Raw genomic sequence first — 20,726 nt, forward strand, 5'->3', positions numbered from 1 at the left:
CCGCCTGCACGAGGATGCGTATGATCACCTGACTACTGTGATGGCCACTCACCCCAACCCCACTCACCCCATCATAGTCCTCATCCAATCACATCAATCCTAGTCCAGACAACCCGCCTACACGAGAGGGCATCTGCACAGCAACAAACGCCAGCTTCGCTGGCGTTTGTTGCCCAACTCCCTAACGCCTCACGCAGGGCAAATAGACCATGGGAGTCAGCACGTAGGGTTCGACCTCTAGCGGAACCTCCACTATCGTGGCTGAAACACGCCGAGGACGTTCACGCAGCGGATCATCAAGCCCCAGCAGATACACCACCTGGGCCAGAGCTTCAGTCTGCACGAGACTCGTCGGGGTGGCAACACTAGTCACCGTGACGATATAAGAGCCTGGCAGCGCATCGGCCACTGTTTTGAGCAATACGCGGAACTGCCCATCGCCACCAACGATGATCGTCTCGCTCAGCAACTCACCGTTGATCTGCAGCCGTATCGTGTGCCCCACCGGGAACGACGTGCCCGTCAGCAGAAAGTAGCTGTCAGGAGCACCGTCAGGATAGTTGAGCGTCAGGGTTACGCCAGGCTCAGGGGTGCTAGTCGGTTGTGCGGTCGGTTGCGCGGTCGGTTGCGCGGTCGGCTGCACGGTCGGCTGTACGGTCGGCTGCACGGTCGGCTGTACGGTCGGCTGCACGGTCGGCTGTACGGTCGGCTGTACGGTCGGCTGTACGGTCGGCGTTGGTGTGCCACCCGGCGAAGGTGGGGTGATACGGATCGTACTGGCACGCGCCGCCGTGAATGTCCCCATCGGAGCAGCAATGTCTTGCCATGAGCCACTGCTATCAACGCCTTCATAGGTCCAACCCATCGCCCCGGCATAGCAGTTGGCGTAGATCGACTCGAGCAATTGCAGTGGCGTCATCCCCGAACCATCGGCATTCGCGGGAAACTCGCCAATCACGACCGGCTTATCAAAGCCACCTTCCTGCCAACCCAACCGCATCGGCGAGAAAGTCCAGTTATCATCACCATTAGCCCAGGGGTAATAGTGGATCTGATAATAATCCAGATAGCCCTCAGCATCATAGCGGGTCAGCGCAGCATCACTGTACCAGTTGCCCTCGGCCCCGGGAATAGTATCGCTATTCCACTTCATTGCTGCAGCCCCAACCGTAATCAACTGGTTCGAGTTGCGCCGGATCGCCCCCGTCACTTCGGCAATAAAACGCTGCATCTCAGCAAGCGACACCGGGTTGTCAATATTCCAATGGATCGACCCCGACTCCCGAATGCCCCACTCGGGCTCATTGATAATCTCCCAGGTGATCACATTGGGATGCGTCCCAATGGTATAGGAGGTGCCAGCGATCGGGTAGCGCAGCATGGGAATGACGGCGTTGTCAATGAAGGCCTGGCGTTTGGTCGTATCAACCACCAGGTCACGCTGATTCTGGATAATTCCATTGGGGCGGGCCAACATATCGAATGACCAGAGGGTAAAGACAATATAGATGTCATGTTTGGCGGCAAGTTTGATCGCATCAGCCATGCTCGGGAGCGTATCGTCATCAAACCCGGTCGTCATGCCATTGGCAATCTCAGGGGCACCACGCCCATCCGCAAAGACCCACCAACGCACACTGTTGACCCCCCGTGCTTTCAAGGCAGCAAACATCTGATCAGCACTCTCGGTCGTGTACGTGTGCTGCCACCATTCCTCCACCGTGCCAAAATCAGCGCCGAAGCCCCCATCAAGCCAGGGCACATTCATTCCCGCCAAAAACCAGTGCCCATCAAGCCAGGGCACCAGATGGCTCTGATCAGCTGGACACGCAGTAGCAGCACGGGCTGTGCGTGTGACAGGACTCACTCCTGGGCTCAGGCTCACGATCAGAAGCGCAAGCATCATGCAACATGACAGGCCGAGCATGACGGTACGGGTTGTACCAGAAGGGCTACGGCTCAACATATTCTTACCTCCTCGTTTGAAAGATCATAAATGACATTTTTGTCATCGAGAGACAGTAGATCAGGCTTGTTCATCCGTCAAGTATGACAATCCTGTAATATTTGCAGAGTAGCACGCTGCAATTACGAGCGTATTACCAGTCGTTCCCCCCCAAGAGCCCTCAACCTGAACATGTTGTGGCGAAAAGCTAAGTTTGTGATCGTAATTTTCCATCTTGTGGAAAGCTAAACCACCAGGTGGATTTTGTAACCCTGATGTAACTAAAACGGTATATAATAGGTTTCGGCGGGGTTGTGAATGACCCTCATTGATGGTGACAGGTTGTCGAGTGGAGTTGGGAAAGTAGTTGCGGACTCATCGTCGAGGAAAGGATCTGAACGTATGAATCGTGAGCAGCAGATCGCTCAAATTGCCGAGGTTTGGAATTCGCCACGTTTTGCCGGAATTGCACGTGGCTACAGCGCCGAGGAAGTCTATCGTCTACAGGGTTCGGTACAGCCCGAGTCAACCCTGGCCCGCATGGGTGCCGAACGCCTCTGGAATCTTTTGCATAGCGAGCCCTTTGTCAATACCCTTGGTGCGCTCACCGGCAATCAGGCCGTGCAGCAGGTCAAGGCCGGGCTCAAGGCGATCTATCTGTCAGGGTGGCAGGTTGCCGCTGATGCCAACCTCGCCGGCCAGATGTACCCCGACCAGAGCCTCTATCCCGCCAATAGTGTGCCGATGGTCGTCAAGCGGATCAATCAGGCGCTACAGCGCGCTGACCAGATCCAGCATTCCGAGGGCACCGGCGATACCTACTGGTTCGCGCCGGTTATTGCCGATGGTGAGGCTGGCTTTGGTGGCCCGCTCAATGTCTTTGAGTTGACCAAGGCGATGATCGAGGCGGGTGCCGCTGGTGTCCACTTCGAAGACCAGCTCGCCTCTGAGAAGAAGTGTGGGCACATGGGCGGCAAGGTGCTCTTGCCAACCCAGCAGGCCGTCCGTAATCTCGTGGCCGCCCGGCTCGCCGCTGATGTGATGGGTGTGCCAACCCTCATTATTGCCCGCACTGATGCCAATGCCGCCAATTTGATCACCAGTGATGTGGATGAGCGCGACCATCCCTTCCTCACCGGCCAGCGCTCCCCTGAAGGCTTCTATTATGTCAATCCAGGCCTCGACCAGGCAATCTCACGCGGTCTGGCCTATGCTGAATATGCCGATATGGTCTGGTGTGAGACGGCTGAACCGAGCATCGAGGAGGCGCAGCGCTTTGCCGATGCGATCCATGCGAAGTATCCCGGTAAGCTGCTCGCCTATAACTGCTCACCAAGCTTCAATTGGAAGAAGAAATTGAGTGATGCCGATATCGCTCGCTTCCAGCGTGCGATTGGCGAGATGGGCTATAAGTTCCAGTTTGTGACCCTCGCTGGCTTCCATAGCCTCAATTACAGCATGTTTACCCTCGCCCACGGCTATAAGGATCGTGGCATGGCTGCGTACTCTGAGTTGCAGCAGGCCGAGTTCGCCGCCGAAGATCAGGGCTATACCGCCACCCGCCATCAGCGCGAAGTCGGAACCGGCTACTTCGATGAGGTGAGCATGGTGATTTCTGGAGGTACCTCCTCCACCACTGCCCTCGCTGGCTCAACCGAGGCCGAGCAGTTCCACTAGGCTCGGAAGAAGCCGCACAGCCCTCAAGAAAAGATTTCTGCTGACGCACGATGCAAGCAATGCTTGCATCGTGCGTCAGCAGAAATTTGAAAACTATTTCCGTATCATGAAAAATGAAAGGACGGATCAATGGCCGATCTGAAATTGCCCGCCGGGATGCAGATCACCGGGCATGTGACACCGGAGTACACTGAGATTCTGACTCCCGAGGCACTTGAATTGGTTGCCCTGCTCCATCGCCGTTTCAATGGGCGCCGCACGGCGTTGCTGGCCCAGCGCGCCACGCGCCAGGCTGACCTCGATGCCGGCAAGTTGCCCGATTTTCTGCCCGAGACCGCTGATCTCCGCGCTGGCGACTGGAAGATTGCCCCCTTCCCTGCCCATATCAATGATCGCCGCGTCGAAATTACTGGCCCCGTTGAACGCAAAATGGTGATCAATGCCCTCAATTCCGGCGCAAAGGTCTTTATGGCCGATTTCGAGGACGCCAATACCCCCAACTGGGATAATCAGGTTCAAGGTCAGATTAATCTCCGCGATGCCCTGCGCCGTACCATTGCTTTTACCTCACCCGAAGGCAAGGCCTATGCGCTGAATGACAATCCGGCCATCCTCTTTGTCCGCCCCCGCGGTTGGCACCTCAACGAGAAGCACGTCCTCGTTGATGGCGAGGTCGTTTCCGGTGGTATCTTCGATTTTGCCCTCTATTTCTTCCACAATGCCCGCCAGGCGATCGAAATCCAGGGCGGACCCTATTTCTATCTGCCCAAGCTCGAAAGCCACCTCGAAGCGCGCCTCTGGAATGAGATCTTTCTCGCTGCCCAAGAGTATGTCGGCCTCCCCGTAGGCACCATCAAGGCGACCGTCCTGATCGAGACGATCCTCGCCGCCTTCGAGATGGACGAGATCCTCTATGAACTGCGCGAACACTCCGCCGGGCTCAATTGTGGTCGCTGGGACTATATCTTCTCGTGTATCAAGAAGTTCCGTACCAATCCCGATTTCTGCCTCGCTGACCGTGCGCTGGTTACGATGACGACCCACTTTATGCGTTCGTACTCGTTGCTCGCAATCAAGACCTGTCACCACCGGGGCGCCCACGCGATGGGCGGTATGGCGGCCCAGATTCCGATCAAAAATGATCCCGAGGCCAACGAGGCGGCTATGTCCAAGGTGCGCACCGATAAAGAGCGCGAGGCGACCGATGGGCACGATGGAACATGGGTTGCGCACCCTGGGTTGGTGCCCATTGCCCTCGATGCATTCGATACCGTCATGAAGACGCCGAATCAGATTAGCCGCACGCGTGATGACATTGCGGTCACTGCCGCCGATCTGCTGACGTTCCAACCAGAAGCCCCCATCACCGAGCAGGGCCTGCGCCTCAATATCAATGTCGGTATTCAGTACCTCGGTTCGTGGCTGGCTGGCAATGGCTGTGTGCCGGTCTTTAATCTGATGGAAGATGCCGCCACCGCCGAGATTTCACGGGCGCAGATCTGGCAGTGGATCCGGAGTCCCAAGGGGGTTCTTCAAGATGGACGCAACGTGACCGTCGAGCTCTTCCGGACGATGTTGCCCGAAGAGTTGGCGAAGATCAAGGAACTGCTTGGCCCGGCATATGCCGATGGCAAGTACGAGGAGGCTGCCGAACTCTTTGATCTGATTACCACCAGCGATGACTTTGTCGAGTTCCTGACGCTGCCGGCCTACGATCATATTGATTAAGGCATCCCTATGAAGACCGAAAACATGCTTTTGCTGGTCTACAGTTTCACAAGCGCCAGTCGGGCCGAAGCAGTTCGCTATGTCATCGAAACCCTCGATCGGCAAATTGGTGAACGCACCGGGCACTTTGCCGTGGTGATGAAGCGTGAGGATGGCTCGATCAGCCTGCGCGAGCCACGCGATTTCGGTGAGGAACTGGCCGATTTGACCACGTCATTGGTCGGCGGTCTCGCTTGGTTTGCCTATACGTTCGTTGGCCTGATGGGCACCCAGCCTGCTGCGTTTGTGGAACGCGTGACCAGTGAGGCAACCCGCCGGATGGTGCGCGAGACGGGCTTTCCCGAGCAGTCGCTTTATGAGATCGGGGCGGAACTTGATACCGGCTCAGCCGCGATTGTTGGTCTGATCCCGGCTGAAGAACGCGATGTCCTTGTCGCTGAACTCGAACGACTCGGCGGCAAGCTCTGGGAACATCCAATCCCACCCACTATTGCCGCTGAATTACACAGCGCTACGTAGCCATGAATCACCCCGGGGGGCCACTGGCCCCCCGGAAGCATCAGGCCCGGTCGTACGCCCGGACTCAGACACGCGCCTGGTGTTCGCGATGTGTGTGAACGAGCGAGCAGATTGCATGCGCTGCACAACGCGGGCATGTCTCACTCATCAGCACCGGTGCGGCACCACCCTCCGACGCAATCGCGCCAAAATCAAGGGCGAGTACGCGCTGCACGGTTACCCCCCTGATCTTCGCCAGCGCATGATCAACCTGTTCCATCAATGACTCATCCAGCGTCCCCGCTACCGTGATGCCGTCAAGGGCAAGCACCAGTTCAATCACCGCTTGATCAAGCGCACCACACCCTACCGTCGATAGATCAAGGGCAACGCGACGAGCAAGAGCAGCAAAACTCCGAATGGCGGCAAGACTCCACGCCCCACCCGCAATCGACTCCCACGCGACGGCGATCGACCGAAAGGCTTCCACCGAGCGGTAGAGATCGTTGATCTGTGCCTGACGAAAGCCTTGGTCTTGATTGGTTGCAGAGGTTATTCTGCGAACTGCCATAATTCGCCTCCACGCTGGGCTTCTGCACTCAGTCAAGCTGTTGCGACCGATGTAACCATTGTCAGCAGCTCGCCAAAGCAACAGGAACGATGTCACTAGTTCTGGCAGAAGAACTGTCAGCCCCATTGCAGACAGTTCTTCCACTCATAGCCCTAGCATACCATGCGACAAATCCGAGCGCACTACGTAGCAATACGGAATGGTGCTCTGTAGCAATGCGGAGATGTGTGCGCCACGTTAGCTATCGAGGCTCACGATGCCACGGCGCACGGCATAGCGGATGAGATCAAGTGGGGTATGCAAGCCCAGTTTGCGCATCATGCTGGCACGATGGGTGTCAACGGTGCGCACGCCAATCATCAGGCGCTCGGCAATTTCGGCGCTGGTCATGCCCTGGGCCGCCAGGTAGAGGATTTCGCGTTCACGGGCAGTCAGCGTTTCATAGAGATCCAGCGTCGTCTCGGCTGTCTGCGAGGCATAGGCATCCAGGGCTTTCTCTGACAACGGTGGGCTTAGATAGCGCCGACCGGAAGCAGCCTGGTGCAAGGCATAGAGAAAATCATTCGAGAGGGCTTCTTTGAGCACATACGCGGTCACGCCGACCCGTAAGGCCTCACGGACATACGATTCATCAGAATGCATCGAGAGAATAATAATCCGTGTGCCTGATGAGATCTGACGCGCCTGACGGGCGACTTCAAGGCCGCTCAACCCCGGCATCATCAAATCAACCACCAGCAGGCTCGGTTGCAAGCGCTCAACGAGCGCGAGCGCCTCGGGGCCATTGCCAGCCTCGCCGACCACCGAACAATCCATTTCATTCTCTAACAAGGCTCGCAAGCCTGCCCGTACGACTGCATGGTCATCGGCAAGCACAATGGTCAACACACCCATCAAAAGCGCTCCTCTGGCGGCGTGAGTGGAATCTCAGCCAGTACCCGAACACCCTCGCCCGGTGCCGATTCAACCGTCAGGTAGCCACCCGCGAGGCGCACTCGTTCTTGCATGCCGATCAGTCCACTTGAGCTATACGCGGTCAAGGCAAGCTCCACATCAAAGCCAACCCCTTCATCCATCACCTGCACCGCGAGGATCGCATCGGTCGCCCAGACTTGCACCAGCGCCCGCGTCACCTTGGCGTGACGCGCCACATTCGTCAGGGCTTCTTGTACGACACGATACGCGGTGGCCCCGACCGAGGGGGTGATCACCTGTTGATCGAGCCCGGCATGCTGCAATTGCACCTGAATGCCAGTCTGATCGCCATAACGCCGGGTAAACCAGACCAGCGCCGGTAAGAGCCCCAGATCGTCAAGCATCGCGGGCCGCAGATTCAACGAGAGCGTCCGCACCTGGGTGGTGAGTTGATTCACCTGTCGTTGTACCTGGGCGATCCGTTCGCGCAGCATCTCGACCGGCATCCGATCCGACACGGTCAACGCAAGGCTCAGACTCGTCAACATCTGGCCGATCTCATCATGGAGTTCGCGGGCCAGATGGGCGCGCTCGGTCTCTTGCACCGCCACGAGGCGTTCAGAAAGAGCCCGCATCCGTGCCCGTCCACTAGTCACCTCGCCAAAGAGCCGCGCATTTTGCAACGCAATCGCCGCAGGCATCGCCAGCAATTCGGCCATGTCAACGTGTTCCGGGGTAAAGAAGTTGGCTTCGGCCTTATCAAGACAAAAGACCCCGATCACCGTTTCGCCCGCCAGCAATGGGACGCCAAACCAGTTGCGGATATGCCCAAACCCCGGACGAACCTGCCAGCGGGTTGCATTGGCCGTGTCCATCACCAGAAAACTCCGCCGACGTTCAACAATTGGCTTGAGCACGGGATCAGCCCCAACATCCACCGACAAGCCGACGATGCCTTCGGCCGTCCCAAAGCGTTCATAGCCTCGGGCAGCGCGAAAGACGAGCCGATCATCGCCTTCCAGCAAGAGCACCGCCGCACTATCGTAGGGAACCAGGCTACTCAGATGCTCAAGCAGGGCGGCCATCACATGATCGGCATCGAGACTCCGCGTCAGTGCAAGATTCGCCGAGTGCAGCACTTCGGCAACATGGCGCGCATGGCGTTCTGCCTCCAGCGCCTGGATCAAGGCCTCTTCGGTACGACGACGATCCGTTACATCGCGCGCAATACCCTCGATCGCGACCGGTCGCCCAAGCGTATCGCGGATCAGGCGGTTCCGTTGCTCGGTCCAGACCAGGTTTCCATTGCGGTGCTGCCAGCGCAGCATGACTGGATGTCCGCTATGAGCCCCCGACAAAATGGTCTGCAACAAGAGCCGATCACTCGGATGGACGATCTTGCTGCTCAGATGAGGATCGTGATAATGCTCTTCAGGGGTATAGCCGAGCATCGTAGTTGCTGCCGGGCTGACATACTCGAACCCCGGATCAGGCGTAATCCGGTAGCGATAGATCATATCAACCGCATTTTCGGCGAGCAGACGAAAGCGCTCTTCACTATTGATCAGAACCGAGGGGGCCTCACTCTCGGCGGTGCGTCTGCTTTCCGTTGCCAACAGGCCATATCCAGGCACGGTCTGCCCATCAAACAAGGGGTAGGCATGCAAGACCCAACGGTGTGAGTGCCCTGGCACCAGGATATCGAACTGGACTTCGCGTTTGCTCACCCCAGACGAGGCGGCCTGGGCAAGCAACTCAAGCACAACCGGGGCGTGCTCCCGAAAGACCTCACTCGCATGGTGCCGCACATACTCCAGTGACGTTAACCCGATGAGTTCGGCCATCAGGCTATTGAGCTTCAACACTCGCATTTCGGGATCGAGCAACGCAATGCCCACTGGCGCATCCAATAACAGTGTCCAGAGCATCGGCATCGTCTCGGTCGAGCCACCCTGTGGCAGGTGCGAGTTCATGAGGGTCCCTTCCTTGAAGCTTATGGCTGGACTATAGTATACGATACTCTACGAGCGTACGTACAGTGTATAATACATGTATGACACTCTCGATTGACTATCTCTGGTGGGCCGAATGCCCATCACACGAAGAAGGGCTGGCGCTCCTCCGCGCTGTGATTGCCGCCGAAGGGATTGATGCGGTCATCCGTCGCGTTGAGGTGTGCGACGAAAGCGACGCACAACGCCTGCATTTCATTGGTTCGCCTACAATTCTGGTCAATGGACAGGACATTGACCCCCATCCCGTTGCAAGTGGTGCGGCCTCGATCTATGCGCTTACCTGTCGTGCCTACCAACGCGACGATGGACGCATGGCACCCTTGCCAACTCGTGAATGGTTGCGCAGACGCCTGTCTGCGCTCAATACCTCCTGAGACGATCCATGTGATCTTTATCATCGGGAGCATTGCAAAGGAGCAACAACTATATGAGTCGACTGCCAATTGGAGCCAGCGCCATCCCCTTTGAATTGCCTGGTATTGATGGACGCCACTATAGTCTCGAAACGTTCGCCGACCATCAGGTGCTTGGCCTGATCTTTAGTTGCAATCACTGCCCCTATGTGCAGGCCTGGGAAGAACGTATGATCGATGTGCAGCATGAGTATGCCGAGCGTGGGGTGGCTCTGGTCTTGATTAATGCCAATGACCCGCAGAAGTATCCGGTGGATAGTTTCGAGGCAATGCAACAACGGGCACAAACGTTCAAGTATCCGTTCCCGTATCTGCATGATCAGCCGCAAACAACCGCACGCGCCTATGGGGCCGAACGCACCCCGGAGGTGTTTCTCTTCAATCAGGCCAGAGAACTCGTCTATCACGGGGCCGTCGACGACAACCGCGAGCCCGAGCATGTGCAGCAGCACTATCTGCGCAACGCCATTGAGGCAGTGCTGGCTAATCAGCCACCGCCAATCAGTGAAACGCCCGCAGTTGGCTGCACGATCAAGTGGTCAGTCTAGGTTTGGAGTGGCGGGGAGAGGGAGATTCGAACTCCCGAGGGCTTTTTACACCCTACTCGTTTTCGAGACGAGCACGTTCAACCGCTCCGTCATCTCCCCGAGTGTCTGCTGTATTATACGCTGATGTGCGAATGCGTCAAGTAAAGGATGAGTACGATGTCACACCAACAAGAACGAGGACTCTTCTTACAAGGTGAAGATCTTGGCCGTGCGCTGGTCTTTTCGAGTTTCTGGGGTTCGATCTTTTATCTGCTTGCCTTTGTGAGCCAGTTGCTCGCCTTTCGTCGGCCACCAGCCGAGGTGCAGAGCAAGCCGACACTCACAGGGGCGGGCATCTTTGTGGGTGGCTTTGTTGGGTTGGGCACGCTTGGCATCGCTATCGTCTCCCTCCTCAAAGGGAAATCGCCCGCCGAACAGGCCCGTGAGCAGCTTGGCACCGCCGGTGAAGGCGGAAGCAATAGTGTGTTTGGGACGGCCCTCGGGGCAGGCCTCGGCTCGGTTGTGCCGTTCAGTGTTGCCGTCGGCAGCATGCGCCTCGCCGAGCGAATCACCGGTGTACCCGCAGTGGGGCCGCAGGAACATGTGGATCTGCCGCGTGCCGCTGCGGTGAATGCGCTGCTAACCGCCCTGATCGCTGCCGCAGTAACCCGGATTACTGGCTGGGTCGCTCGCGATGCCCGGGCCGCCGAACGGACACGGATGTAACCATCTCGGGCTGGCTGTGGCCCCGCCTGGCCAGCCCTCTTGCCTTGATGTTGATGTTGTTGAGGAGTGACCAATGACCTGGGATCAGGGCCTGCACAAAGGTGTAACCACCCTCGCCGCCGAGGACGGCACCCAAACCGTGCGCGAATTGACCTATCTCGAAGCGATCCGTGATGGCTTGCGTTTTGCCCTGCAACACGATCCGTCAGTGGTGTTACTCGGTGAAGATATCGGGGCGTATGGCGGTGCGTTCAAAGTGACCCAGGGCTTGCTTGATGAATTTGGGGCCGACCGGGTCATTGATACGCCGATGGCCGAACTGGCGATGATCTATGCCGCCGTCGGGATGAGTTTCCAGGGTTTTCATCCGGTGGTTGAGATGCAGTTCGCCGATTTTATCTCGACTGGCTTTGATGCGATTGTCCAGTTTGCGGCGACAAACCATTATCGCTGGGGGCAATCTGTCCCGATCACGATCCGCGCCCCTGGTGCGGGTGGTCTTCGGGCTGGCCCCTTCCATTCGCAGAGTAACGAGGCCTGGTTTGTCCACACGCCCGGCCTCAAGGTGGTTGCCCCGGCAACGCCTGCTGATGCGCGTGGCCTCTTGCTCAGCGCGATCCGCGATCCTAATCCGGTGATCTACTATGAAACCAAGTACCTCTATCGTTCGCTGAAGGGTGCCGTGCCCGAAGGCGAGGTGACGATTCCGCTTGGTGAGGCGGCGCTCCGTCATCCAGGTGAAGAGTTGTCGATCATTACCTATGGCGCCATGGTACACGAAGCGATCGCCGCCGCCACGCACCTCGAGCGTGAAGGCCACAGCATCGAGGTGCTCGATCTTCGTACCCTCAAACCCCTCGATGAAGCGGCGATCCTCGCGACGGCTCGCCGTACCGGCAAAGTGCTCATTGTCCACGAAGCGAACCGTACCTGCGGCGTCGGGGCCGAAGTCGCGGCGCTGATTGCCAATGAGGCCTTTGCGTACCTCGATGGCCCGATTAGCCGCCTCGCTGGCCCCGATACCCCCGTCCCCTATAGTCCACCGCTCGAAGACGCCCATCGCCCCGGGGCTAGTGCCATCATCACCGCTGCCCGTGAATTATTGGCGTATTAGCAGGGGTAGCCCCCCAGACTACACGGGTTGCGTTCGGGCACACGGCACGTGTGCCCGAACCAACCCGCAAGAGAACGTAACCAGACTGTCACGCTCAAGCTCTTGACGAAAACGAACCCACTGTGCTAGCATCACCATAACCGCGAAAAGCGCCGTGCCTCGGGAGCCACCATTGTGCGTTATCTGCTTGCAATCCTCTGTCTCGTGAGTCTGCTGGTGAGCCTGGTGACGCCTGGAGAGGTCGCCGCCCAACCCGGCGATGGCGGTGTCCAGCGTCTCCTTGAGGCGCAGCCCGGTCCGCTCAAGCAACTGCGAGAAGATGGACGTACGGCGGCAACCATCATCGAGAGTGCGGCCTTCTACTATGGCCTGAGCCCGCAGATCCACCTCGCCCTGCTCGAAACAACCGCTGGCTTGCTCAGCCAGACCGCTCCCGGCGATGAGGCATTGCAGTTCCCTTTTGGACGCACTGGGCCTCCGGGCTTTGCGGCTCAGATTGATTGGGCCACCCGCGAGTTGCGGGCCGGCCTTGGCCCCTACAGCCGCCCGCCCACCCTGCGCTTTACTGATGGTGTTACCCTGACGCTCACCCTTGACCAATCCCCCGAGGGGGTCGCTGTCCAACGCTTTCTCGCCAATGGCCGCACCTCAACCGAATGGCGCACAGCCGTGGAACGGTTCGGTGAGGTCTTTGCTGCCTACTTTGACAACCAACTGGTGCAGAGCGACCCCTCGCGTCCCCCTGGACAAAACCTCCCGGCACCGACCGAGAGCACGCGCTATGGGTTCCTTTTGCAACCCTGGCCTGCCGGAACACGGGTCGAGCATCTCGCCTATTTTGACCATGTCTATCCTACAGTTGATGCCGGCTTACCCGGCAATGGCTATGTAGTGAATTATCTGGGGCAGGGGGGTGTACAGTATGATGGGCACGACGGGCACGATTACCATTTCCCTGATCAGCCCATTGGCTCACCAATCCTTGCGGCAGCCTCGGGGATCGCCTATGCGCGTACCCATCGCGGCAATGGGGTCGTTATCCTCCACGACCATGGCTACGAGACGGTCTACTGGCATCTCGACGGCTTTGCCGAGATCTTTGCTGATCTGATTGATCGCAATACCGGCGTTCCCGTCCAGGCCGGTGATTTCATTGGGACAAGTGGGCGGAGTGGGTTTGTCCGCGGCACGCCGCACCTGCATTTTGAAGTGCGCCGCTATGGGCGCCAGGTCGACCCCTATGGCTGGTATGGCCCTGGCCCCGATCCTTGCACTGCGTATGCCGGCTGTCTGCCGAGTGTCTGGTTATGGCATGCTTCGCTCATCGGCACCTACAATTTCACGCCGCCCGATCTCCGCTCTGCCGTGCCACAACCGATGCAGGCGAACCACGAGCAGCATGGCCCACCGGCAACCGTGACGCTCAATCCTCCCGCCGACCTGCTCTTCGCCGCGACGTTTGATGGTCACATTGTGCAGGAGGTTGGGCGAGGGTTCGCCGCCACCACGGGCACAGCCCGGTTTGAGCAAGGACGGGGGAACGATCAGGCGCTGCTACTCAATCGGTTCGAGCTCGACTATCCCACCGAAGGCAACCTGAACCTCGCCCAGGGCACCATGAGCCTCTGGGTCAACGTGCCAGACAGTTACCCTCAGGGCACCATCCCGCGGCACTATCTGCTGGCGACGAGTGCCAACCCCGGCACAGCCCCGGTCTACCCAGGCACCCTGGCCCTCCGGCGTGATCAGGTTGGGCCCGAAGGCGAGCCGGCCTGGATCTTCTGGACAACAGCCGACGACGAGGCGAGCCGCGATCTCCTGACCGCCCCAGATACACTGGCCCCAGGGTGGCACCATCTGGCCATCACCTGGGATGCCACGACGGGCAGCAAGGCGCTCTATCTCGATGGAACGCTTGCTGCCGCCACAACCGGCATCACCCTGCCGACCCAGGTTGGCTCACGGCTCCACATGGGTCGCTTCACAAATGGTGGCGGCCCGAGCAATATGATCCTCGACGAACTACAGATCTTTGACCACGCAATGGAAGCTGAGGCGATCGAGCACATGGCAACGGCGCTGCCTGAAGACCGGACAATGCCCGTCGTGCTCTCCGAACGCACGATCCGGCTTGACACCAACGCCCTGTCCGCTGATGGCGGCATCGTCGCCGTTCAGCTCGGGCTCAATGACCAGTTGGAAGACCCGCAGCCCTACTACGACGCCTATCGCTGGACGCTCGAAGCCGAACCTGGCCTGCATGAACTCTCGGTACGCTATACCGACCGGCTGAATCGCACGACAATAATCACGCGCACGGTGCTGATCGAAGCCGAAAATCGCTATCGTATCTTGATCCCGCTGATCGTGTGGTAGGATACGGTAGCTTTGGCATTGAGGGCAAAAGGAACACCGTGAATATCGCATATCTGCAGCGCATTCTGACCAGCCGGGTCTATGACGTCGCCATTGAAACACCACTCCAGGCCGCACCCCGGCTAAAGGCCCGCCTCGGCAATGAGGTCTTTTTCAAACGCGAAGATCTGCAGCCGATCTTCTCGTTCAAACTCCGCGGAGCCTATAATCGCATGGCGCATCTCTCGCCCGCCGAGCGCGAGCGGGGCGTCATCACGGCGTCGGCGGGCAACCACGCCCAGGGGGTTGCGTTCTCGGGGCAGCATCTCGACGTACGAACGGTCATTGTGATGCCCGTGACGACGCCTGAAATCAAGATCCAGGCGTGTCGCGCACGTGGGGCCGAGGTGGTACTGCACGGCGACAGCTATAGTGATGCCGAAGCGCACGCCTATCTGCTACAGGCCGAGCTTGGCCTCACCTTTATCCATCCCTACGACGACCCGCTAGTCATTGCGGGGCAGGGCACGATTGGGCTGGAGATCTCGCAGCAGATGCGCGCTGAAAACTATTATGTTTTTGTCCCCATCGGTGGCGGCGGCCTGGCTGCTGGCATCGCGGTCTTTCTCAAGAGCATCAACCCAGCCATTCGCGTGATTGGGGTTGAGCCCGACGATGCCGATGCGATGTATCAGAGCGTGCAAGCTGGCACGCGGGTGACCCTGAGCCAGGTTGGTATTTTTGTTGATGGCGTCGCCGTGCGGCGCGTTGGTGAACACACCTTCAAGATCGTGCAAACCTATGTTGACGAAATTGTGCGCGTCACCACCGACGAAGTCTGTGCCGCCATCAAAGATGTCTTTGACGACACACGAGCAATCCAGGAGCCAGCCGGGGCGCTCGCCGTCGCCGGCATGAAGCATTATGTCAACGAACGAGGCGTCCGCAACGAGCATCTCGTCGCCTTGACGTGCGGGGCCAACGTGAATTTCGGGCGACTGCGCCATGTTGCCGAGCGAGCCGAGCTTGGCGAGCAGCGCGAAGCCCTGATTGCAATCACCATCCCTGAGCGTCCGGGCTCTTTCAAGCGTTTCTGTCGTGATCTGGGCAACTACAACATCACCGAATTCAACTACCGCTATGCCCCGCGCACCGATGCCCGCATCTTCGTCGGCATTGAACTGGCGCATCCCGAGCAACGCCTTGCAATCATCGAGCACCTTACCGAGGCGGGCTACGAACTCTTTGACCTGACGAACAACGAACTGGCGATCGTTCACCTGCGCCACATGGTCGGAGGGCGCGCCCCAGAAGCCCTCAATGAACGGCTCTTCAGCTTTGAATTCCCCGAACGGCCCGGCGCCCTGCTTCAGTTTCTCGAAGCGCTCGATGCGTCGTGGAACATCAGCCTCTTTCACTATCGCAACCACGGCAGCGCCCACGGGCGCGTGCTCGCCGGCATCCAGGTACCCGACAGCGACCTCGCGCGCTTCCGTGCTTCCCTCGCCCAACTCGGCTACCGTCATGCTGATGAGAGTGAGAATCCGGCCTATCGGGCCTTTCTGACGTAAGGATGGGTGCTCTGCTTCATTGACAAAAAAGCCAGCTACGCTGGCTTTTTTGTCAATGAAGCAATGACACTCACCCAAAGGCAGAATAATGGCGTTGCGAGAAGATCGTATCCACCGACACCCCACTATGAATGCGCTGGATCACTTCGGCAAGCATCGTACTTACACTCAGCACCGTCAAGCCGGGCCAGCGCTGCTCGGGGGTCAGGGGCAGGGTATCAGTGGTCACCAGTTCGCGGAGACCACTCTGACGGAGGCGCTGAACGGCGTTGGCGGCAAAGACCGGGTGGACACAGCACGCATAGATTTCGCTCGCTCCTTCGCGGTTGAGCAGGTCAACGACTTCGAGGATCGAGCCACCCGTCGCGATTTCGTCGTCAACAATGATGCAGCGTTTGCCAACCACATCACCGATCAGGTTCATAATCTCGGGTGAAGAGTAATTCCCATTATTGTCCCGGCTCGCGAGGTGTTGCACCCGGCGCTTCTCGGCAATCGCCAGGGGCGCACCAATTGCCTCGGCAAAGTTGCGCCCACGCTTGGCAAAGCCCACATCAGGCGAGACGACAATCACATTGTCCCAGCCCTTCTCAGACCAGTAACGCACCAGCAGATGCATCGCCGTCAATTCGTCCATCGGGATGTTGAAGAAACCCTGGATTTGCCCGGCGTGCAAATCAATCGTCAAGACCTGTTGCGCCCCGGCAGCCTGGATCATATCGGCGAGCAAACGCGCCGTAATCGGCACCCGCGGCTGATCCTTCTTATCGGTACGCCCATACGCATAGTATGGAATAACTGCGGTCACGCGCCCGGCGGAAGCACGGCGGCAGGCATCAAGCAGGATCAGCAACTCCATAATCCGGTCACTCAGGTTTGGTGTAGAGAGCGACTGGACGACAAAAACGTCCTTCTCACGCACGCTCTCGTTCAGTTTGGCAAAGATGTTCTCGTTGCTGAACTTGACAATCGTTGCGTCACCAAGCGGGACGTTTAAGCGGTCACAGATCAGTTCAGAGAGCGCATGATTGCCATTCCCTGAAAAGATCCGCATTTCGTCGAAGCGACTCCCCACAGCAAACTCCTTTCAATCACGAGGCAAGACTCGTCAGACGTTCAATCAATTCGGCCCGTTCAATCCGAATCCCAAGGGGCAACGCACTGCCACGGAGGGCTTCCTGGTCTTCACTGGCGATCAACAGCATGCTGATCCCAGGGCGTTGCATGAGGGCAGCCAGCATCTGGCTTAACGTCAGCGCTACCAGGCGTGGTGAACGGCCAAGGCCATGGGTCTGTGCAAAGACCAGCGCCGAATCAGCACTCTGGAAGGCTACGAGCACCCGGGGGCGCGTCGTCTGAGGGACTGGCGTCTTGTCACGTTCAGGAACCGCAGGATCGCCAGTACGATAGAGGTAGAAACGATGCGTCTGATACCGGGCTTCCTGCAGCCGTGTACGCACCATCTCAAGGGTATCCTCGGCAGCCTCGCTGCGATACCCCTCCTGTCGAGCTACGTCAATGAAGAGTGTTTCGCGCATCTTGATCGCTCCTTTTCACGGCAAGGGTACCGGGGTAGGCACAGGCTGAAGCGTTGTCGGACGAGCCGCATTACTCAGCAAGGCCGAGCCAAGCAAACCTAGCTGGACTTCATACGGGGAACCAGCATACTGCGGATGGTACTCCATGCGCACGCGCTCGAAGTATTGTACTCGATAGGCCAGACCATCAGGCATCACCTCATCAAACTCTTCGCTAATCGGCAGACCAAAGGCCATTCGATCGCCATTCTCCTCCCAAAAGCGTAAAAATCGTCCGCCAACTCCATAGCCAGTCTCAGGAAAGTAGCGCAGATCGGGGCGGCTGACAAAAAACTGCTGCCGGGCAAAGGCACGGCCCTGGGTAAATTCGACTCCAAGCAAGCCCAATTGAACCTCAAAGGGCGTCCCGGTATGTTCAGGCCAATGTTCGAGGCGCGCCCGTTCAAACCACTGGATTTCGCGCCCATTGACCCAAACCGGCCCGGTGATGGGCAAGCCGAGGATGCGCAGGCCACCAGCGCGTTCATACGTCTGCGCAAAGGTCGCACCAGGCACCAGCGCTGGATCACCCGGCACCCCCAGCGGCGGGATGTTACCGCCTGGATCAAGGTTTCCAGGGAGCCACCCCGATCTCCCGGTATCGCCAAGCGGCGTAGAACTCAGGATCAATTCACGCGTTGGGATAGCCCCAGGCGAGCCAGGTAAGTGCCAGAGCCCCAGGGTGCTGTTGAGCAGCGCCAGAATGAGTAGGGCCAGAAAGCCAAGCAGGATCAGCAAGGGAAGGTGCCAGTGGCGAACATCTTGGGAAGCATCGTCGGCATCAATGACTGTCTGAGACGGTTCCAGGCGAATCGTTTCCAACGTGTCATCACCTGCAACAGCGGCCCGCGCAGCCGTACCTGCCGGGGAACCCTGGTGGGCACCTGGCACCTGATCAACGACCGTACCTTCGACAACCTCTGATGGTGACGCGGGAGCTTCTGGCGATAGGGCGGCGTCTGCTGCCTCGGGGGTCGGCGTAGCGGCAGAACCTTGCCTAGGAGATGACACGGCATCGTGCCCAGCCTCTGATGATGGCACAACAACCTGAACCGCCTCGTTCGGCTCAGCCGCAGATGATGGCACGCCGGATTGGACAGCAACCTGCGCATCTGCAGCGGGATCCACCGCACCATTGGCAGGCGGCCCATCATCTACAATCGCATGAGCTTCAGTTTCATCACCAGAGCGACCGTCGCTCATTGTCATTCCTTGCTAACCTGAGCCGCAATGAGGGCAGCCGTGTCACGGAGATCAGACGGTGACGCCGAACCAGGGTGCCACGGGGTCAATACCCGATCACTATTCCAACGCGGGATAATATGGACATGGTAATGAAACACCACCTGACCGGCGGCACTTCCATTATTTTGCAAAATATTGAAGCCATCGGGCTCAAGGGCAGCCATCAGCGCCCTGGCTACCAGTTGGGTGGTGCGAGTTGTTGCGAGCAAGAGATCCGGGGAAAGATCGAGCAAGCTCGGGAGCTCTGGCTTGCAAATAACGAGGGTGTGACCAAGTGAGGCCGGATTAATATCCAGAAAAGCAAGCGTCAGGTCATCCTCATACACCTTGGCCGACGGAATTTCGCCATTGACGATTTTCGTAAAAATTGATGTCATCCTGAGCCCTTTCAGCTATGCAACACTACCCACACTTGCTTCGTGGTCGTGAGCAGGATAACGGCGGCCAAACCATGCGAGCGCCAGGATACCGAGCAAGACACCAAACCAGAGCGTCCCAAAACGGATCAGTAGCGTCGCCGTTGTTGCCGTTGCCACACTCACCCCAACAAGCGCAACCAGCAGACCAACACTGGTCACCTCACTCACCCCAAGCCCACCAGGCAAAAACGAGACCAGCCCAAAAAGCGTGCTGGCCGCAAAAATAAATGTGGCCTGAAGCAAGAGTAACCAGGTACCCTCAACACCCAGACCCACAAGCACATAGTAAAACGCAAGACACTCAAACCCCCACGAGACGACACTGATCAGGGTCGCGATCAGCAATACACGCCAGTCAAGCAACTGGATCGTGCTCTCATAGATCGTCGCCAGGCGAGGCGCGATGCGTTCGCCCATGGGCAAACGACCAATGAACGCAATGAGCCACAAAGACCAGGTGCGTTGCTGCAAAATCAGGATCCCTACGAGCGTGCCAACCACCAGCAAGGCAAAGACCGGGCGGGCAGGCGGATAGAGCGTCAGGCCAAGGCCCATCAGCAAAAGCATCGCCAGGCCATCGGTGAGCCGCTCGGCAAGCACAATCGGGGCCGAACGCGAGACGGCCGTACCATTGACGCGGCGTAACAGATACGACTTAAAGACCTCACCAAGCTTGCCAGGGGTGACGGCCATCACCATGCCTGAGGTAAAGATCAGCCCGCTATCAAATGCATTAACCCCATCACCACAGCGCAAGAAACGCAGGTAATACTCCCACTTCGCCCAGCGAAGGAGATAATTCAAGAGGGTGAGCCCAAGAATAAGGGGCATCAGCGCCCACTGAAAACTACCCAGATCGCGGGCAACCTCACGCACATCGCTCACCAGGCCAATCACGATCATCACCGCGAGGCCGATCAGCAACGATGCAAGCAATTTGCCCTGGAGCGTTTTAAGTGACATGGAGAATATAACCTGCGTGAAACAAGATCCTATGGCGATTATACTCTTCTCATCGCATCTCTGCAATTGAGCTTTGTTCACCCACAGCGTAGCCGCAAGCGGCACGTTCTTGTACATATGCACCCCACCAGGGCACCCGCAAGGGGTGCCCCTACACCGGATGCGGCCTGGCCCCGGTAGGGGCACCCCTTGCGGGTGCCCGCCCGTACACCGGATGCGGCCTGGCCCCGGTACGGGCACCCCTTGCGGGTGCCCGCCCGTACACCGGATTCTGGCCCCGGTACGGGCACCCCTTGCGGGTGCCCGCCCGTACACCGGATTCTGGCCCCGGTACGGGCACCCCTTGCGGGTGCCCGCCCGTACACCGGATTCGGCCCCGCCCCGGTACGGGCACCCCTTGCGGGCACCCCGTTGTATCCGATTTCGTATGATGCAATCGCCCTGGGCATAAGCCCTCACCGTGAAGC

Annotated in this window: 18 protein-coding genes and 1 tRNA gene; 9 read left to right on the forward strand and 10 right to left on the reverse strand. The window is 58.5% G+C overall.

Translation table 11 applies throughout. From position 1 onward, the window contains the following. Positions 1-181: 181 nt before the first annotated feature. Positions 182-1,966 (reverse strand): PGS family Ig-like domain-containing protein, encoded by a 1,785-nt coding sequence (locus EYB53_RS09645; RefSeq protein ID WP_205712620.1) that lies wholly within the window; start codon positions 1,964-1,966, stop codon positions 182-184. Positions 1,967-2,347: 381 nt separating this feature from the next. Between EYB53_RS09645 and aceA the strand changes: the two genes are divergently transcribed. The 3 genes from aceA to EYB53_RS09660 all read left to right on the forward strand — a co-directional run bounded on the left by aceA (position 2,348) and on the right by EYB53_RS09660 (position 5,869). Then, positions 2,348-3,622, forward strand: a complete 1,275-nt coding sequence (aceA, locus tag EYB53_RS09650; RefSeq protein WP_135477985.1) for an isocitrate lyase — start codon at positions 2,348-2,350, stop codon at positions 3,620-3,622. 129 nt (positions 3,623-3,751) lie between these two features. Continuing rightward, the gene (gene aceB / locus EYB53_RS09655; RefSeq protein ID WP_135477986.1) at positions 3,752-5,350 is read left to right on the forward strand and encodes a malate synthase A; all 1,599 of its coding nucleotides are present in this window, start codon (positions 3,752-3,754) and stop codon (positions 5,348-5,350) included. Between the two features lie 9 nt (positions 5,351-5,359). Next, positions 5,360-5,869, forward strand: coding sequence for an amidohydrolase family protein (locus EYB53_RS09660; RefSeq protein ID WP_135477987.1), 510 nt, complete (start codon positions 5,360-5,362; stop codon positions 5,867-5,869). Between the two features lie 64 nt (positions 5,870-5,933). Here EYB53_RS09660 and EYB53_RS09665 read toward each other — a convergent pair whose 3' ends face one another. From EYB53_RS09665 to EYB53_RS09675, 3 genes are all read right to left on the reverse strand, one after another. Further along, positions 5,934-6,419, reverse strand: a complete 486-nt coding sequence (locus tag EYB53_RS09665; protein WP_135477988.1) for a hypothetical protein — start codon at positions 6,417-6,419, stop codon at positions 5,934-5,936. 237 nt (positions 6,420-6,656) lie between these two features. Then, on the reverse strand, positions 6,657-7,313 hold the full coding sequence (locus EYB53_RS09670; protein WP_205712621.1) for a response regulator: 657 nt from the start codon (positions 7,311-7,313) through the stop codon (positions 6,657-6,659). After that, positions 7,313-9,307, reverse strand: coding sequence for a PAS domain S-box protein (locus EYB53_RS09675; protein WP_135477989.1), 1,995 nt, complete (start codon positions 9,305-9,307; stop codon positions 7,313-7,315). Before EYB53_RS09675 ends, EYB53_RS09670 begins: the two co-directional genes overlap by 1 nt. Positions 9,308-9,387: 80 nt before the next feature. Here EYB53_RS09675 and EYB53_RS09680 point away from each other — a divergent pair, with 80 nt between their 5' ends. Both EYB53_RS09680 and EYB53_RS09685 read left to right on the forward strand, forming a co-directional pair. After that, positions 9,388-9,723: a DF family (seleno)protein gene (locus EYB53_RS09680; protein WP_135477990.1), complete on the forward strand. Its 336-nt coding sequence runs from the start codon at positions 9,388-9,390 to the stop codon at positions 9,721-9,723. A gap of 53 nt (positions 9,724-9,776) precedes the next feature. Then, complete coding sequence (locus tag EYB53_RS09685; protein ID WP_135477991.1) at positions 9,777-10,310, forward strand: thioredoxin family protein; 534 nt, start codon at positions 9,777-9,779, stop codon at positions 10,308-10,310. Positions 10,311-10,318: 8 nt separating this feature from the next. Here EYB53_RS09685 and EYB53_RS09690 read toward each other — a convergent pair. Next, a tRNA-Ser gene (locus EYB53_RS09690) sits at positions 10,319-10,409 on the reverse strand. Positions 10,410-10,466: 57 nt separating this feature from the next. Here EYB53_RS09690 and EYB53_RS09695 point away from each other — a divergent pair. From EYB53_RS09695 to ilvA, 4 genes are all read left to right on the forward strand, one after another. Further along, positions 10,467-11,015 (forward strand): hypothetical protein, encoded by a 549-nt coding sequence (locus EYB53_RS09695; protein ID WP_135477992.1) that lies wholly within the window; start codon positions 10,467-10,469, stop codon positions 11,013-11,015. 73 nt (positions 11,016-11,088) lie between these two features. Continuing rightward, complete coding sequence (locus tag EYB53_RS09700; RefSeq protein ID WP_135477993.1) at positions 11,089-12,129, forward strand: alpha-ketoacid dehydrogenase subunit beta; 1,041 nt, start codon at positions 11,089-11,091, stop codon at positions 12,127-12,129. Positions 12,130-12,303: 174 nt separating this feature from the next. Next, a complete protein-coding gene (locus EYB53_RS09705; protein ID WP_135477994.1) occupies positions 12,304-14,505 on the forward strand; it encodes a LasA N-terminal domain-containing protein in 2,202 nt (733 codons plus the stop codon). Positions 14,506-14,543: 38 nt separating this feature from the next. Further along, positions 14,544-16,055: a threonine ammonia-lyase, biosynthetic gene (gene ilvA / locus EYB53_RS09710; protein ID WP_135477995.1), complete on the forward strand. Its 1,512-nt coding sequence runs from the start codon at positions 14,544-14,546 to the stop codon at positions 16,053-16,055. A 70-nt stretch (positions 16,056-16,125) separates the two neighbouring features. Here ilvA and EYB53_RS09715 read toward each other — a convergent pair whose 3' ends face one another. From EYB53_RS09715 to EYB53_RS09735, 5 genes are read right to left on the reverse strand one after another with little or no spacing between them, the layout of a single operon-like run. Further along, complete coding sequence (locus EYB53_RS09715; protein ID WP_135477996.1) at positions 16,126-17,130, reverse strand: ribose-phosphate diphosphokinase; 1,005 nt, start codon at positions 17,128-17,130, stop codon at positions 16,126-16,128. A 16-nt stretch (positions 17,131-17,146) separates the two neighbouring features. After that, complete coding sequence (locus tag EYB53_RS09720; protein WP_135477997.1) at positions 17,147-17,593, reverse strand: hypothetical protein; 447 nt, start codon at positions 17,591-17,593, stop codon at positions 17,147-17,149. Positions 17,594-17,608: 15 nt separating this feature from the next. Beyond that, a complete protein-coding gene (locus tag EYB53_RS09725; RefSeq protein WP_135477998.1) occupies positions 17,609-18,835 on the reverse strand; it encodes a hypothetical protein in 1,227 nt (408 codons plus the stop codon). 2 nt (positions 18,836-18,837) lie between these two features. Next, positions 18,838-19,254 carry an HIT family protein gene (locus EYB53_RS09730; protein WP_135477999.1) on the reverse strand — a complete coding sequence of 139 codons (417 nt, stop codon included), beginning with the start codon at positions 19,252-19,254 and terminating at the stop codon, positions 18,838-18,840. Between the two features lie 15 nt (positions 19,255-19,269). Continuing rightward, the gene (locus tag EYB53_RS09735; protein WP_135478000.1) at positions 19,270-20,259 is read right to left on the reverse strand and encodes a lysylphosphatidylglycerol synthase transmembrane domain-containing protein; all 990 of its coding nucleotides are present in this window, start codon (positions 20,257-20,259) and stop codon (positions 19,270-19,272) included. Between the last annotated feature and the right edge of the window lie 467 nt (positions 20,260-20,726).

The sequence above is a fragment of the Candidatus Chloroploca mongolica genome (genome assembly GCF_004762035.2).
GTDB lineage: Bacteria > Chloroflexota > Chloroflexia > Chloroflexales > Chloroflexaceae > Chloroploca > Chloroploca mongolica.